The organism is Devosia sp. RR2S18 (genome assembly GCF_030177755.1).
Classification (GTDB): domain Bacteria; phylum Pseudomonadota; class Alphaproteobacteria; order Rhizobiales; family Devosiaceae; genus Devosia; species Devosia rhizosphaerae.
Genome location: NZ_CP126539.1, coordinates 2,752,521 through 2,768,286 on the forward strand (window position 1 = coordinate 2,752,521; position 15,766 = coordinate 2,768,286).

A 15,766-nucleotide genomic window follows, 5' to 3' on the forward strand; every position below is an offset into this window, starting at 1 on the left:
TGGCCGGGTTGGTCAGCGTGCGGGGACTGCCGGCAGGCTGACGAGGGGATCATCGCTCAAATGGGCAACGGATTCCAGCGACATGTATCTGGCGCGCTGCACAGCCCACTCATCGTTTTGCTCGAGCAGGATGGCGCCCACGAGCCGGACGATGGCATCCTCGTTGGGGAAGATGCCCACCACCTCGGTCCGGCGCTTCACCTCGCCATTGACCCGTTTTATCGGGTTGTTCGAGTGAAGCTTGGCCCGATGCTCCTTGGGGAAGCTCATATAGGCGAGGACGTCGTGCTCGGCCTCATCCATGATGGTGGCGAGCTTGGGCACGCGAGTGCGGATCTGGTCGGCAACGGCGCGCCATTGGATACTTGCGGCCTCAGGGGTCTCCTGGGCGAAGGCTGTAGCGATAAAGGCGCTGGCCACCCGGCGACCGCTCTTGCCAGCATGAGCAAGGACGTTGCGCATGAAGTGAACCCGGCAGCGTTGCCAGGTTGCACAAAGGACCTTGGTGACAGCCGCCTTGATGCCTTATCATGAGCATCGGAGATGACCAGCTTCACGCCTCGTAGGCCGCGGCGGGTCAGCTTGCGCAGGAACTCGGTCCAGATCGCCTCGGCTTCCGAGGTGCCGATCTCCATGCCCAGCACCTCGCGTCTACCATCGGCGTTGACGCCGATAGCCATGATGGCAGCCACCGAGACAATGCGGCCACCCCGGCGCACCTTGAGGTAGGTGGCGTCGATCCACAGATAGGGCCAATCGCCCTCGATCGGTCGGTCCAGGAACGCTTTAACCTTACCGTCGATCTCCTCGCATAGCCGGCTCACCTGGCTTTTGGAGATGCCGCTCATGCCCATGGCCTTGACCAGGTCATCTACCGAGCGGGTGGAAATGCCTTGGATGTAGGCTTCTTGGATCACTGCCGTCAGCGCCTTCTCCGCCATCCGGCGCGGCTCAAGAAAGCCAGGGAAGTAGCTGCCCTTGCGCAGCTTGGGGATGCGCAGCTCGACTGTGCCGGCTCGTGTCTCCCAGTCCCGTTCGCGGTAGCCATTGCGCTGGACCCGCCGCTCAGTGCTCTTCTCGCCATAAGCGGCGCCGGTGGCAGCGCTAACCTCCAGCTCCATCAACCGTTCAGCAGCAAAGCCAATCATCTCGCGCAGAATATCGGCGTCGGGGGTCTTCTCTACCAGCGTGCGCAGGTTCATCATCGAGTCGGTCATCGGTGGTCCTTCAGGTGCAGGGTTGGGGTAAGCAACCAGACCTTACCGGAAATCCGTCGATGACCACCCAGCCGCTCGCTCGCTACGGCGCTCGTAATGGCGCGCTCGCGAGCGGCTTGACCAGCTCAGTTACACCACGTCCCGGGACACGACCCCTTCAACAGCGTAATCGCCTGCCCGCTTAACGTAATCTTCCGAGGCTTGCCGGACTTCGAGCGAGGGACCAGCAGTGTCCTCTTGCGCCAGTCAATCTGCTTCCACTCAGCGTGAGTGATCTCATTCCGCCTTGCGCCGGTCAGGAGCAACAGTAGGACCGCATCTGCTGCAACCCTGTTCTCATCCTCGGCCACGGACAGCAGCACTCGCCTCGTCTCCTCTGCCGACAGGAAACGCTCACGGTGAATGTCAGGGGCAAGCTGCAGGGGCGCTGTAGGATTGTCCACGGCAACGCCGGTAATTTTCCATTTTCTCGCCAGGTTGAAGATGTAGCGAAGCAGGATAACAATACGGTTGGTCGTGCCGGCAGCATAGCCTTTGACCCGCATGGTGCGCACCAGGTCACCAACTTGCTCAGCGGAACCTCATCAAGGTAGAGCCGTCCGAGGGCGGGCAGGATGTGGATGCGAAGAATGGTCTCATCAGTTTTCCAGCTTCGCTTGTATTCCTTGACGAAGGGGAGGTAGCGGGATTGAACCAACTCAGCTAACGTCAGGCTTGCCCGCAGTTCCTGTCATTGGACCTGGGGGTCAGGACCAAGAAAGGCTTCGGCTTTGACGGCGCGCCCCTTCCGGCGGGCTTGTTCAAGTGTGACGGCGTCTGCCGTGCCGATCTTGTACTGGCGCTGTGAACCGCGTGCATCGGTGTAACGCTGGAAAAAGGTCTTGCGACCGGTGTTTCGCACCTCCAAGACAAGCCCGGTCAGGCAGGTATCAAAATACTCAGCCTTGGTGCGCCCCTCGGGACACCTTGCGGAGCGAACGAGGGTGGCAGTGAGATTGACCTTTGGCATAGGTGAGAGCGCTTCGTTAAGATCGTCTTTTAGGACGTATACATCCTGATTATGAATGTTCAAGCGCGTATTGATACGTGGGCAGCTTCGCCGTGAGCGCGAGCATCAACTCTCACAAGGCGTCACTGGGGGCACGTATTCGGGCAGCTCGTGGCGTTCTGGGCTGGAGCCAGGCCGACCTTGCTCAGCGCATAGGAAGCACCCAACGATCGGTTAATCGCATTGAACAAGGAGCTGTAGATGCTCGTAGCTCAACAGTCTCCGCTATTGATCAAGCGTTCCGAGATGCAGGGATTATTTTCGAGGACCTAGGTGAAGGCGGCTTCAAGCTCACCGCCCCATCCTCATTGTTTCTGCCGAAGGCTCCGTAAGATGAACCACTGAGGACGACGGTCAAGCTAAGGCTAAAAAGGGTGCTGCCGACAGCATGCCGACAGGGCGGACACGGAAAGCGCAACTAAGCCTTTCCTCGCCACTCCTGTATTCCCGTTTAAAATGAATGTTCTACGCCGCTCTATGGCAGCTGAAAGCCGCCCACGGCATGCCGACAAGATTAGGGGGAAATCGGCCACATAGCGTCAGGTCAAACTATGCTTGCCCTATTGCTGCACACCTTCATCACCGGGCAGAGCCGCCTGCAAAGCCCGCGCATAAGCAGCCCGGGCAGTCTGGAGAATGGCAAGGGTCTGCTGCGCTTCGGCGATCTTCTGATCCACCACCTGCAGATTGGTGATCTGGCTCCGCGCCTCTTCAGACAGGCTGCTCAGATTGTACTGCTTACCGTCAATGGTGATGTTTCCACCAGTTGCATCGGACATAAGGTTTCCTTTTCTTCTAGTTCAGGGTGAGTTGGCCGTGGTCATCCCCGAGCCAGTCAGCTTCGATCTGCAGATTCCAGCCCGCCGCCTCTGCCTGCCGCTTCAGCAGTTCAACAAGCCGGTGCAGGTCGAGGCGGTTCAGGACCACTGCGACGGGGGCCCCTCCTCCACCTTGCACGACCATGTGGAAGTCCTTCGGAGTCACCTTGATGTTCACAGTGGTGACGAGACGGGGCGTTACTTGGATCGTTTCACCTGCGGACGCGTCAGTTTCGGGCTTGGAGACGCCTGTGTTCCCCTGCCCCACCCCAGCAATAGCACCTTGGTGCTCCATTAGGACAATGTCGCTGCGCATTGCGTCGGGCGCTTTGCTGGCGGCAGTGTTGGAGCGCTCAATGATGCTCGCGATCCCGTTGATCAACCGAGCTGTAAGTCGGCGGGTAAGAAGCAGGGCCTGCTGCCCTCCTCCAGCATCTAACGCTAGCACAATGAGCCGATCTTCCGGCTCGTGAAAGAGGATTTTTAGTTGGGTTGCGGTGAAGGCACTTGAGGATTGAGGCATGGTAGGTTTTGTCCTGCAGCTGGCAGCATTACTCAGCAGTCGCTAAGCTCACCTCAATCCTTGAGGATCGCATCCCAGTCGATCTTCTCCTCAAGATCATCATCTTGAGGCTTAAAGAAGGATGCTTGATCCTGTTGCCGCTTTTTGTTCTGTTGCCGATGGTTTTTATGAGCCTGCGCCAATCTAGTCAGCATAGACATGTTTTGCATCGACAGGAGCTGCGCGTACGCTAACGCCAAAGCGCCACCTCGGCGCAGCACCAGAAAACTCTCATCGCTCAGCTTGTTTAAACTAGTCTCGCTGACGCGGAGCAGACCCGTCACGTCACGCTGCGCTCCGCCTTCTTGAAGCTTGATCGGCCAGTCCTCCAACACGCCATGCTCGTGCAGCAACCCCGCCATCTGCTTGGCTGCTTGCTGACCGTTGCGGCTGGCAACTAGGAAGTTCAGCATCTCTTTCGTCGCCTCGGAGGGTTGACCATCCTCGTTAAAAAACGGCTCGCCTTCACCGTCATCACTTACCAAGGCGCTGTCCTCATCCAGGCACAGGGTCAACCGATCTTCCGATGCAGCGCCCAAGAGGAATGGCTGGCTGCGTAAAGCGGCAGGCACGTAGCTGCCCACCCACTGCCCCTGCGGAGCAACGAAGAGGTTTTGCTCAGGCTTGAAGGCTAAAACTGCCACCGGAGCTATGTCACCGTTCGCAGCTGTGAACGCGATCGGTAAGGCACCGGCTGCGTGGCCAAGCTCGTTTGCCGCTAGAAGCACCACGTGCGCACGTTCTGCGAACAAGTAGTTTTGATTACGCTTCCAAGTCTTTCGAGCGTGGCGCTCACGCGTAACAGGCGTTATGTTCGTCATTCGACCCTCCCATTCTGGTGCTCAATGCTTCACTCCAGCAGCGCGCGCTATAGAGCGCTTTAAGTGCAGCCCGCGCAGAGCCCCTCCCGCATTTTAGGTGTTATCCGGGAAACGCTCGGTAATAGCAGCAGCCAGCTGCTTGAGACCGGACGCCGCGAACACAAAGTAGTGGTCCCGCTCTGCTGTAACGAGTTTAAGAAGCACCTCCCGACGGCCCTCCTGCTGAACCACTCGGAACCTCGTAACATGCTGAGCTTGTATCTTCACTTGGTCGTCACTCGTCGCTTCCTCAAAAGACAAAGCGGCGATGATTTCTCACCGCCGCCTCTATGATTAAGCAGACGCTATTAGACGAACACGAAGTCGCTTGTAGACAGGTCAGTCACACCGGTCAGCGAGATCTGGTAGTCGTTGTTATTCAGCGTGCCATCGTTGTTGATGTCGATCCAGAGCATGTTGCTGCTGGTATCGAGAACAACGTCAACGAAGGTATCAGCAGCCACCGTGGAGCCCTGAGCAGCACCAAAGCCGTTTGCCTCGCCAACATAGCGGAGCGTAGTACCGGCCGGAAGCGTGAGACCAGACAGGTCAAGCTTGTCAGTGCCAGCGACAAAGTCGGTGATGGTCACCGAGAAGCCCTGAGCAGCGTCCTCAATCACGAACACGTCTGCACCACCGTTACCAGTAGCCGTATCCGCCGCGCCCAGCGTGATGATATCGGCACGCGAGCCGCCGATGAATACATCAGCTTCAGCCGTGCCGGCGGAGATCGTCAGGACACCAGTCAAACCAGAGGCATCAATGGTGACACCCTGATCATTGCCATCCAGATCGGTCCAAACAGCCGCACCGTTTACAGTAACTGCGCCTGCTCCCGAAGCAACCAACTGAGCATAAGCGCTGGTGTTATCCAGAACAACCTCGCCAGCACCATTGCTGTCGCCGTCGAGATTGAAAGCCTCCAGATTAACAACACCGCTGCCGGTGAATTGACCAAAGGCGTCAGCGGCGTGCTCGATTGTAAGGTTGACTGTGCCGCCATCAGCGTCGAAGCCAACCGTGTCGCTGTCCTGAAGGTTGACGAACGAGTTGTTATTCAACGAGATCAGAGTGTCGATGTTGACACGATTAGCATCGATGTCGGAACCAAGCGCATCTGCGAAAGCAATCTGCTCAACGCCAGCAAGCGCATTGATACGAGCATAGTTTGCATTGGTCAGAGTAGTTGCACCGGTCGAGAGTACAACCGTGTCACGGCCCGCACCGAGATTGATGCTATCTGCGGAAGTGAGATTGCCGAGGGAGAGACCCACGACGTCGGCTCCAGCGCTGCCTTTGAGGGTCAGATCAGCAGTATTGCCGCTGAGATCAATGACAAGACCACCGGTGTTACCCGAAGCGTCAACGCTCGTCAGATCAGTAAGCTCAGCATCCGCAGAGAGGTCAAGCCTGCCTGCACCAGTGATCACCAGCGAAGTAGCATTGTCGTTGTCTTCATATTCGACGAAGCTGTTACCCGCAACGTCGATATTGATTGTACGGACCTCGTCAGCACCATTAGAAATGACTTCGACGTAAGCGCGAGCTGCAGCGGTTCCGAAGCTGTTCAAGTTGATCTGAACGGAACCGTCGGCGCCGAATACACCTTCATCGTAATCAACGACTACGCCGCCAGTGCCGTTGCTCGCGTTGATAGCTACGTTCGACCCAACGTTGTCAAATGTCGTAGAGTTCGAACCGGAGTTTACCTGAGCGACAGATGTAAGCCCGGAAACGCCAGCGAGATTAACAGTCACGCCGGCAACATCGCGAACCTGCAGGCGCTCAACGTTGGTGAGTGCAGGAGCTGCGGTTACGTCCGCGTTCAGTGTCAGGGAGAGAGTATCAACACCTGTACCGCCGTTGATGCTGTCAGCAGCATCAAGCGTCGCATTGTTGCCAATGAACGTGTCATTACCGGCAGTACCGACAAGAGCGTCAATACCAGTAGTGAGCGTGAAAGTGCTACCAGGATTGGCAGCACCTGCGAAGTATGCATCTGCATCAGCCTTGGCAGCATCAACCGAAGCCTGCGTCTCGTCCACACCATCCACAACGGCATCGGCCTGCACAGCAGCCTCAGCGTCGTATTCAAAGCCAGGAGTCGAAGCAGCGTTCTGCGTCCAATAGAGACCAACTTCGGTCTTGTTGTCGAGAACAGCACGGTCAGCAACGCCCTGGGCGGTTTCGCTGGTGATCGCGTTCTGCTGGATCTGGGTGATCACTTCGCCCGGAGTCTTACGACCCGAGGAGATCTCCGCCATGTAGTAAGCAAGGCCATCCGCATCAACGTCGCGGTTGAACATGTTCTGGTAGATCGAACGGATGAAGTTTTCCGACGAAGCCAGCTGCGGGAAGGCCAGGAAGGGATAGGTGGAGATCGCTTCGGGCGAGGCAGCGAACGAGTCAGCGATGTCCTTCAGCGACACGCCAGCGTTCACACGGCCGATCCAGTAGGACAGACCTTCTGGATCTGGAGCACGGTCATAGTAGCCGATGTAGAGCTGAGTAATCAGCTGTGCGGTGGTATATTCCATTGGTGGATATCCTCTTCCAATGACAATCGTACGTATGCCAGACCTCTGGCACACAGGTTCCCTCGAGCCGCTGCAGAAGAACCCCGAGGAGCGCTTTGCCGCCGACAGCTGCGAAGTCTATTTTGGAAATTGGGGTTCCCCCCGCATCCTCCAAAACGGCGCCGAGGAGTTTCGCGATTCGCCGCAATTACTCATCAAGCCCGGCATTGGTGTAGCGAAACTCCGATGCGTCAGCAATAGGGTGTAGAGTAAATTTCATACCAATGTTTGTTGACCCCCAAAGGCGGCTCTGCGATAGAATGGCCCAAGTTCTCTAGATAGAGCGCTGGCAGCGGGCTTCGGCCAGCTGACCTCGGGGGCTTAAGACCTATAACAAACCGGGGCGGGTGTTGCTGCCAGACCACACTCAGGGGTATCGAGCGTCATGTTGGCCAAAACACAAGCACAGGGGAGCGAGACGACCGAACTGCGGCAAGCCGCCGGTCTCTGGCTCAAGGAATGTCGCGAGGCGGCGGGGATCTCCCAGCGCGAACTCGCCAAAACTCTCCATCTCGACTATTATACGTTTATCTCGCAGCTGGAAAACGGCCGGGGCCGTATTCCGCCCAACCGTTATCGCGACTGGGCCGCGGCGCTGCAGATCGACGAGAAGAGCTTCGCCAAGCGGCTGCTGATGTATTATGATCCGGTGACCTACGAGATTCTGTTCTCCGACACCGTGACCGACGCGGCTGTTTAAAGGGACCCGATGACGCTACTTTCCTTCCCCTCCCCGTTTGGCAAGCCCCGGGCGGCTGCCGCCGTTGCGGCGCCCGCACCTCGGCCCCGCCAGGCGAGCGACTGGGGACAGCAGGAGCTGGCCGATCTCTATCGGGTCGAGGCGCTGCTGGTGCAGGCCAATATGGGGGTGGAGACCGAGCGCGGCACCACCGACGAAGGCGAGCCGTGGTTTGTGTTCTGCCGGCCCGATGGCGAGGTGTTTGTCCACCTTTGCCGCATTGACGGGGAATATCTGCTCGATAGCCCCGGTCTCGATGCGCCGCTGCGGGGCACCGATTTCGCGGGGTTGATCGACCAGTTCGTGCGCAGCGCGGCGGCGCGGGCGGCCACGGGCAATGTGGTGCAGTTCCGCAAGGCGCGGCATGACAGCGTGGTTCGGCTGCATCCAGGCATCATGATGGCGGCGCTGATCTGGTCGCTTTATCTCGCCAGCGACCATCTGATGGAAGCCGCACACGCGGCCGAACTCGACCTGGAGGCGGCCGACCTGGGTGGGCTGCTGGGGCTCGAGCCGGGCGCCGACGCCGATGGGCTGGTCGCCGAGCTTGATGCGCAGCTGGCCGGTAATGATAATGCCGGTGCGCCGCCGGCCGAGGGGCCGCGCAGTGCCGAGGGTCGCGGCTGGACTGGTGGCGCGGCATCAGCGGGTCTGGCGGCAACGCTGACGGCCATCGCCGTGACCTATGGGCTGATCGAACAGCGGCAGATCGAACTGGACCTGGCGCATAAGGCCGGTGCGGGCGCGAGCGGTGGCACTGCCCTGCTCCCAGCCGATGCGCTGGACCTCGTGGTCGCCGATGCCGCCGCCTTTGACGGCGCCACGCCACTGGTGCTGGCGCAGGACCCCGGCCCCATCGTCTTGGACGGATTGGCGCTGATCGACCTGACACAGATGGTCGCCGATGGACTGGCCACGGTTTTGGGCAAGCTCGCAGCGGCTGAAACCGCGGCCGACCAGCCCCTGCCTGCAGCCGAGCTGGGGAGCGAGCCCATGCTTTCCGCCGGAGCACGGACGCACGCAGCGCCTGAAACGCAGTGGCAGGCGGCCGCGGTGACCCCACCCGCCGCGCCCACCATTCCGGCGCCTGCGGGAAGCAAGCCGGTATCGGAGGCCATGTCGCTGGTCGCCATGGCCGAAAAGCAATTGGGCAAGCTCACCACCTATACGCTGGACGGCAAGACGATCTCAGCGTCGTTCGACCTGACCGCCTTTAACTTCCAAGGCAGCGCCATGCCGCTACCAGAGGGCGGTGACCTGGTGATCGCAGACGCGGGCGGATGGATCCCGGGCGTGCGGCCGCTGCTCTTGGGTGAATTCGATTTGGTGCTGACGCCCACCGCCGAGGGCAGCGAAGATGATTTTGGCACTCCCTCTTCAGACCACGAAGTACCGGCAGCAGGCGGCGTTGGCATGGGGTTGGGCAATTACGACGCTTTTGCACGCGCCTTTCTCCAGGACTTTATGAGCAGGTCCGATAGCATAGAGATGATCAAGGTTGACCATGCGCTGATCCTGGTGGACATGACGGCCATGGACGATCGGTTCGACCGCTATACATCGAGGAGCTGGGTTACCGACGATAATATGGTGATCACCGCGGTCGGCCACTATAACGACTTCCTTGAGAGCGGACTGTTGTTCGCCTAACCGGCGCAGACTTGATCAGGGCCGCTCTCGCCAGTAGAGAGCTCCCACTCCCCTTCCCGTTCAGCCGGATCGCAATGCCGCACCGCGTCCTCGCCACGTTGTCTGAGCACAAGGTGGACATTATAGGCTTTATTGCCTCCTGCGTGGTGGGTGGCATCTTCCTATGGTTGATCACCCCACCTGGATTCATCCTGGGCGTGTCGAGTTATTGGGACACCCAACTCGAGGACATCGCGCAGTATATCTCGGGCTACCGCGCCTACATGGCAGCGCCATGGTCGCTGCCACTGCTCCGGATCCCCTCGCTCAACTGGCCGCATGGCACGACAGTGACCTTTGTGGACGCCATCCCAGTTTTTGCCTTTGCCATAAAGCTCGTCGATCCCCTGCTACCGATCCCGCATAATCCATACGGGGTGTGGGTGCTGTTCTGTTTCGCGCTGCAAGGCGGGTCGGCCTGGTTCCTCTCGCGGCAAGTGGTCGGGCGCAATTATCTACTCGCGGCGCTGGGCGTCGCGCTGTGTATCATGATGCCGTCCCTAAGTGCCCGGATGGGTCATCTGAGCCTTCAGGCGCATTTCATCCTGCTGATCGCTCTTGGGCTATACTTCCGTGGTCAACGTCTGGAACGACGGCAGACTGTGCTCTGGACGCTGTTGCTGGTGTTCGCCTTTTACACCAATTTTTATCTCACCGCGATGACAACCGCCCTGATGCTCGCAAGTGCAGCAGACAGGACGCTGCGCACGCGACGCCTCGTTGACATGAGCTTTTGTGCCATTCCGCTCCTTGCGGTCGTGATCACGGTCCCACTTACCTTAGGAACCGCCTTCGGCTCAGCCGTACCTGATACGGGCTTTGGCTTCTATTCCATGAACCTCCTCGCACCGGTAGCCGAGGGTCACCTGCTGGCAATGCCGTTCTACGAACCTGGGACAGCGGGACAGTACGAGGGCTACAACTACCTGGGGTTAGGCCTGATCATACTGACTGTGTTCGCCCTTGTTCAGGCAAGGACCAAGGTCGCTGGTGAATTCCACCGCTTCGGGCCTTTCCTTGTCGCCATTTTGATTCTGTGCGTCGTTTACGCGCTGTCGAACGAAGTGTACCTGAGCAATGTCCACCTGTTGCACTGGCAAGTGCCTGGATCACTGGTATCGTTGTTCGAAGCCTTCCGCTCCTCGGGTCGGTTCTTCTGGGTCGTTTCCTACGCGCTGGTGGTCTTCGCCTTGTTCGGCCTCAAGCACATGTCGGGGTTGTCGCGGGGGCTGATTGTTTTCGGAGTACTGGTCATCCAGTTGGCGGACCTAGTGCCCATATATGTGGACATCAAAGACAGCCTAGATCGAGAACCGAATATCCTCGCCGATATTCCGGCATGGAAACTTGCTCTCGATGGAGTCGAAACAATCCACGCCTTTCCGAAATTCAAATGCCCGGGCGGCTATGCGCGAGAAGTCCTGCCGCTGCAGATGGTCGCGGCCGAGGGCGGTTACAATCTTACCACCGGGTTCATTTCCAGGTATGGAGCGGACTGTGATGCTGTAGCGGAGGAAATTGCCGCCTCCGATCCCCTCATCGCCGCCTACGTGTTCGCACACACGCACTATACAGACGATCAAATCCAATCCTTTCTGACCCCGGAAGCTCAATGTCAAAGACTGGAGATCTGGACGGTTTGCCGCATCCAGCCGTGACCAATCCCGTGACGTTCTCGGTGGTGGTACCCTGCTACAATGAAGCCGACGGCATCTCTGCGTTCTGGGATCGGCTTGTATCCGTGATGGGCGACCTGGGGGCACCATGGGAGGCCGTTTTCGTCAATGACGGCAGCCGCGACGCGACCTTAGACCGCCTCCTTGCGCTCCGGAGCGTCCATCAGAACATCAAGATCATCGACTTCAGCCGGAATTTCGGCAAGGAAGCAGCTATAACAGCGGGCCTCGATCACGCTGTGGGCGAGGCCTGCGTCGTCATCGATGCCGACTTGCAGCATCCGCCAGAGACCATCAAGCTCATGGTGTCGCTGTGGCGATCGGGTTCGGAGGTTGTGTTAGGTAAGCGCAAGGACCGTTCCGCGGACTCGAAACTTAGAACTTGGTTTAGCAATCGGTTCTACAGTATTGCCACTCGTATTTTTGAGGTGCCTATCCCCAAGGACGTCGGCGACTTCCGGCTCATGGACCGCAAGGTGGTGACCGCAGTGGGGAATATGCGCGAGAATCAACGCTTCATGAAGGGTCTATTCGCCTGGGTCGGCTTCAAGACCGTTGTTGTCGAATTCGAGGTGGGTGTACGCGAGCATGGAACATCCAGCTTCAATCTGTGGAAGCTTCTTAACTTCGCGGTCGACGGCATAACCAGCTTCACCACCGTGCCGCTACGCTTGTGGTTCTATATCGGCTCCGCCATATCTGCATTCTCATTGATATATGGTGCCGCCATCGCAATTTCGGCACTATTGTTCGGCAATGCAGTGCCAGGCTATCCATCTCTAGCCACGCTGGTTGCTTTTATAGGCGGAGTTCAGCTCATCGGCATCGGTGTATTGGGTGAGTACATCGGACGTGTCTACCGTGAGGTCAAAATGCGTCCGATTTACATTGTACGCGATTGCTATGAGAAAAAGGGGCAATGAGGAACATCGCTGCAAAGCTACAAAGCCTGTTGCGAACAGAGTTCGTGCTGTTCTGCTGCGTCGGTGTTGCCAACACCATCATCCATGCTTCCATCGTGATTGGACTTGTGGAAGTGGCAGGCTTTAGGTCAACCATTGCCAATACCGCTGCGTTTTTTGCGGCCAATGTCTTCTCTTACATTTGCAACGCACGGCTCACGTTCAAGACTGCGCTGTCAGCCCGCGGGTACTTGCGTTTCCTAAGCTCGTCTTTGTTCGTGCTGGCAGCGACGGTGAGCATCGCAGCGGCTGGTGAGTTGGCTGGCGTGCACTATTTGGTGGCCACTGCGTGCCTGATGATCGTCTCGCCTCTTTCGAGCTATTTGCTGGTAAGGCACTTTGCATTCGGCAAGCGGGCGTGACGGGAGTGCCTTGGGGCAGCGCGAACAGTGGATTGTGGTGCTAGAATCCTGCATCACTGGTATATGAAGCCGAAGGTGCTGCTGATCACCGTTGGCGCGCGAACAATTATCTGGGGCTGGACGGCACACCTTATAAAAGGCCGGGTGAAAGCGAATTATGACAACACTTAATCCATTCAAAGCGGCCCTTAAGAGCTACCGAACCATCCTCGTGGCAACCATCACGTTCAGTGTGGCTATCAACATGCTGATGTTTGTCTCCCCGCTCTACATGCTGCAGGTCTATGATCGTGTGCTGCAGAGCCGCAGCGAGACCACTCTGGTTATGATCACCTTCATCGCGCTCGCTATGCTGGCGGTGTACGCGATGCTGGAGTGGGTTCGGTCGCGCGTGCTCGTCCGGGCTGGCTTGCGTTTCGACGAGATGATCGCAAAAGGCCTGTTCAACCGGGTGGTGACCTCAACGATCCGGCAGCCTGGTGGGAAGTCCGAGTTCGTGCTCGGCGACGTTGACCGGCTGCGTGAATTCCTGACCGGCTCAGGCCTGATCGCCATCTGCGATGTGCCTTGGGTGCCGGTATTCATTCTCTTCTGCTTCCTGTTCCACCCCATGGTGGGGTATGTGGCGCTTGCCGGTGCAATCATTGTCTTCGCCCTGGCGCTGCTTAACGAGATTATGACCAAGAAGACGCTGAATGAGGCTTCGGGTCTAGGACAGTCAGCCCAACACTTCGCTACCACGACCCTGCAGAACATCGAGGCCATTCGCGCACTCGGTATGGAAAATAGCCTCCGCAGCCGATGGCACGATATGCACCGCGGTATGCTGGAAAAGCAGGCCGTCGCTAGCGACCATGCTGGGGCCATTCAGTCCTTCTCCAAGTTCATCCGCATGGGTTTGCAGGTGCTCATTCTGGGTGTGGGCGCCTATCTGGTGCTCCAGGGAGAGATTTCGCCCGGTTCGATGATCGCCTGTTCCATTCTCATGGGACGCGCCTTGCAGCCGGTTGACCAGGTGGTGGGGCAATGGAAGCAGGTGGTGGGCGCCCGCCAGGCCTATGGGCGTCTTTCCCAACTCTTCACCCAAGTGCCCGGCGAAGAGGAAAAGACCCAACTACCCAATCCGAGCGGCCGCATCTCCATTGCAAACCTGGCGGTGGTGCCACCCGGCTCGCGCACGCCATTGCTGCAGGGCGTGAGTTTTGAGGCAATTCCCGGCGAGGCCGTTGCGTTGGTGGGCCCCAGTGGTGCCGGCAAATCCAGTTTGATGCGGGCCCTGGTCGGCATCTGGCCGGCTGCGGCAGGAAGCATTCGATTGGACGGCGCTGAGCTGCAGCACTGGGAGCCAGACATGCTTGGCAAGCATCTCGGCTACCTGCCGCAATCAGTGGAACTGTTCAATGGGACCGTCGCTGAGAACATTTCGCGCTTTCAGGAAGGTGCTCGGGACCAGGATGTGCTGGTCGCGGCACAGCAGGCGCGCGTACACCAGATGATCCAGAACCTGCCTGACGGATACAACACTCAGATCGGCGTCGGTGGACGGTCCTTGTCTGGTGGGCAGAGGCAGCGCGTTGGCCTTGCCCGGGCGCTCTATGGTGATCCGGCTCTGATCATACTGGATGAGCCCAATGCCAATCTCGACAGCGAGGGCGAGGAGGCGCTGTTCCAGATCATTCAGGAGCTCAAGGCGCGCGGCAAGACGATCCTTTTTGTCAGCCACAAGATGAGCCTGGTCAGCCTGGCCGAGAAATCCCTGATCTTGGCAGACGGGCGCATGCGCTCCTTCGGACCCACTCAGGAATTGTTGAAGATCAAACCTGCGCCAAAGGCGGTACAAGCTCCTGCGGTGCCGGCAGCCGTCCCGCAGACCCGCAGCATCGCCTAAGGACATAACTCATGTCAGCGACGACTTTCACGAGCGACGAGCCAAACGCACCCCGCGGCAAGGCCAAGGAATTCTCGCCCCGCCCCTATGTGATGATGGGTTATGCGACGATACTGATGACCTTCGGGGTGTTTGGCGTGTGGGCCGCCACCGCGCCGCTGGCCGCCGGTGTTGTTGCCGGAGGAACGGTTTCGGTGGAGTCGAGCCGCAAGATCGTGCAGCATCTGGAGGGTGGCATCGTTGAGGCCATTCACGGACGTGAAGGCGAGATCGTGGAGGCGGGCGAAGTGGTGCTCGAACTCGACGCGACCGAGGCGCAGGGCAACGTAGCCTATCTCGCGGGCCGCATGTACATGCTGCAGGCGCAACAAGCTCGGCTGGAGGCCGAAAGCACCAATGCTGAGGGCATTGTTTTTCCAGAGGTGCTGCTGAACTCGACCGACAGCCTCGTCACGCGTATCGTGACCCTGCAGCAGACCTTGTTCAACGATAGAAAAGCCAGCAAAGACGGGCAGATAGCCATCTTCACTTCGCGCATCGATCAACTTGAAGAAGCCATTCGTGGCATGACCGTTCAGAAGGGTGCGCTCGAAGAGCAGATGACATCTCTGAACGAAGAGGTTGCGCGGCTGACTCAGGGTCAGGAATCGGGCGTTGTCGCAACTAACCAGTTGTCCTCGATGACGCGGTCCGTCCTGCAGTTGCAGGGCGAGCTCGGTTCGGTGACTTCCGAGATCGCCAAGCTGCGACAGTCGATTTCCGAAAGTGAACTCCAGATCATCCAGGTGAGCCAGGAATTCGTGGAGCGCGCGGGAACCGAGCTACGCGACGTGCGCGAGCAGCTCAACGAGACCACCGAACGTTACCACGTCGCGCTTGACGTTTTGGAGCGAACGACGGTGCGGGCTCCGGTTCGAGGCATGCTGCAGAACATCAAGGTGCACACCATCGGTGGCGTGATCCGCCCTGCCGAGCCGGTGATGGACATCATTCCCCTAGATGACGACCTGGTCATTGCGGCGCAAATTCGGCCGATCGACATTGATAGCATCTCAATCGGTCAGGAAGCGGAGGTTCGGTTCCCAGCGTTCTCCACCAAGTCAACGCCAGCCATCTTCGGGCGAATCTCAGTCGTTTCGCAGGACGTTATCGAACCGACGCAATCCAACGAGTTGCCGTACTACAGCGCCCGAATCGAGGTTGCCGACACCGACGTCCCGCAGGATATTCGTGAGCGGCTGCTGCCCGGTATGCCGGTAGACGTGATTGTCTCCACAGGCGAGAGAACGATGTTCGAGTACTTCGTACGCCCGATGACCGACATGTTCCACAAGGGTATGCGTGAACAGTAATTGGGTCGCGCGGATAC

14 protein-coding genes and 1 pseudogene are annotated in these 15,766 nt (G+C 58.6%); 8 read left to right on the forward strand and 7 right to left on the reverse strand.

All coding sequences use genetic code 11. The features are described 5' to 3' along the window. Positions 1–12: 12 nt before the first annotated feature. The 3 genes and pseudogenes from QOV41_RS13495 to QOV41_RS13505 all read right to left on the reverse strand — a co-directional run bounded on the left by QOV41_RS13495 (position 13) and on the right by QOV41_RS13505 (position 2,226). Positions 13–1,217 (reverse strand): annotated as a pseudogene (locus QOV41_RS13495) (IS256 family transposase). Between the two features lie 125 nt (positions 1,218–1,342). Continuing rightward, on the reverse strand, positions 1,343–1,762 hold the full coding sequence (locus QOV41_RS13500) for a tyrosine-type recombinase/integrase (RefSeq protein ID WP_284577249.1): 420 nt from the start codon (positions 1,760–1,762) through the stop codon (positions 1,343–1,345). A 185-nt stretch (positions 1,763–1,947) separates the two neighbouring features. Further along, positions 1,948–2,226 carry an Arm DNA-binding domain-containing protein gene (locus QOV41_RS13505; RefSeq protein ID WP_284577250.1) on the reverse strand — a complete coding sequence of 93 codons (279 nt, stop codon included), beginning with the start codon at positions 2,224–2,226 and terminating at the stop codon, positions 1,948–1,950. 92 nt (positions 2,227–2,318) lie between these two features. On the opposite strand from QOV41_RS13505, the gene QOV41_RS19790 reads away from it, so the two are divergent. Then, entirely contained in the window at positions 2,319–2,597 is a 279-nt protein-coding gene (locus QOV41_RS19790) for a helix-turn-helix domain-containing protein (protein ID WP_350149865.1), read from the forward strand. A gap of 228 nt (positions 2,598–2,825) precedes the next feature. On the opposite strand, the gene QOV41_RS13510 is transcribed toward QOV41_RS19790, so the two are convergent. The 4 genes from QOV41_RS13510 to QOV41_RS13525 form a co-directional block, all read right to left on the reverse strand. After that, on the reverse strand, positions 2,826–3,044 hold the full coding sequence (locus QOV41_RS13510; protein ID WP_284577252.1) for a DUF6447 family protein: 219 nt from the start codon (positions 3,042–3,044) through the stop codon (positions 2,826–2,828). A gap of 16 nt (positions 3,045–3,060) precedes the next feature. After that, the gene (locus QOV41_RS13515; protein ID WP_284577253.1) at positions 3,061–3,606 is read right to left on the reverse strand and encodes a hypothetical protein; all 546 of its coding nucleotides are present in this window, start codon (positions 3,604–3,606) and stop codon (positions 3,061–3,063) included. A 53-nt stretch (positions 3,607–3,659) separates the two neighbouring features. Further along, positions 3,660–4,466, reverse strand: coding sequence for a SapC family protein (locus QOV41_RS13520; protein ID WP_284577254.1), 807 nt, complete (start codon positions 4,464–4,466; stop codon positions 3,660–3,662). Between the two features lie 347 nt (positions 4,467–4,813). Further along, the gene (locus QOV41_RS13525) at positions 4,814–7,042 is read right to left on the reverse strand and encodes a DUF4214 domain-containing protein (RefSeq protein WP_284577256.1); all 2,229 of its coding nucleotides are present in this window, start codon (positions 7,040–7,042) and stop codon (positions 4,814–4,816) included. Between the two features lie 424 nt (positions 7,043–7,466). Here QOV41_RS13525 and QOV41_RS13530 point away from each other — a divergent pair, with 424 nt between their 5' ends. The 7 genes from QOV41_RS13530 (at position 7,467) to QOV41_RS13560 (ending at position 15,749) form a co-directional block, all read left to right on the forward strand. Then, entirely contained in the window at positions 7,467–7,781 is a 315-nt protein-coding gene (locus tag QOV41_RS13530) for a helix-turn-helix domain-containing protein (RefSeq protein ID WP_284577258.1), read from the forward strand. A gap of 9 nt (positions 7,782–7,790) precedes the next feature. Beyond that, positions 7,791–9,470, forward strand: coding sequence for a hypothetical protein (locus QOV41_RS13535; RefSeq protein WP_284577259.1), 1,680 nt, complete (start codon positions 7,791–7,793; stop codon positions 9,468–9,470). 74 nt (positions 9,471–9,544) lie between these two features. Further along, on the forward strand, positions 9,545–11,167 hold the full coding sequence (locus QOV41_RS13540) for a DUF6311 domain-containing protein (protein ID WP_284577260.1): 1,623 nt from the start codon (positions 9,545–9,547) through the stop codon (positions 11,165–11,167). Continuing rightward, the gene (locus tag QOV41_RS13545; protein ID WP_284577261.1) at positions 11,164–12,108 is read left to right on the forward strand and encodes a glycosyltransferase family 2 protein; all 945 of its coding nucleotides are present in this window, start codon (positions 11,164–11,166) and stop codon (positions 12,106–12,108) included. Before QOV41_RS13540 ends, QOV41_RS13545 begins: the two co-directional genes overlap by 4 nt. After that, a complete protein-coding gene (locus QOV41_RS13550; protein WP_284577262.1) occupies positions 12,105–12,509 on the forward strand; it encodes a GtrA family protein in 405 nt (134 codons plus the stop codon). The genes QOV41_RS13545 and QOV41_RS13550 overlap by 4 nt, the downstream gene beginning before the upstream one ends. 157 nt (positions 12,510–12,666) lie before the next feature. After that, positions 12,667–14,397, forward strand: a complete 1,731-nt coding sequence (locus QOV41_RS13555; RefSeq protein ID WP_284577263.1) for a type I secretion system permease/ATPase — start codon at positions 12,667–12,669, stop codon at positions 14,395–14,397. A gap of 11 nt (positions 14,398–14,408) precedes the next feature. After that, positions 14,409–15,749, forward strand: a complete 1,341-nt coding sequence (locus QOV41_RS13560) for an HlyD family type I secretion periplasmic adaptor subunit (protein ID WP_284577264.1) — start codon at positions 14,409–14,411, stop codon at positions 15,747–15,749. Positions 15,750–15,766: the final 17 nt, after the last annotated feature.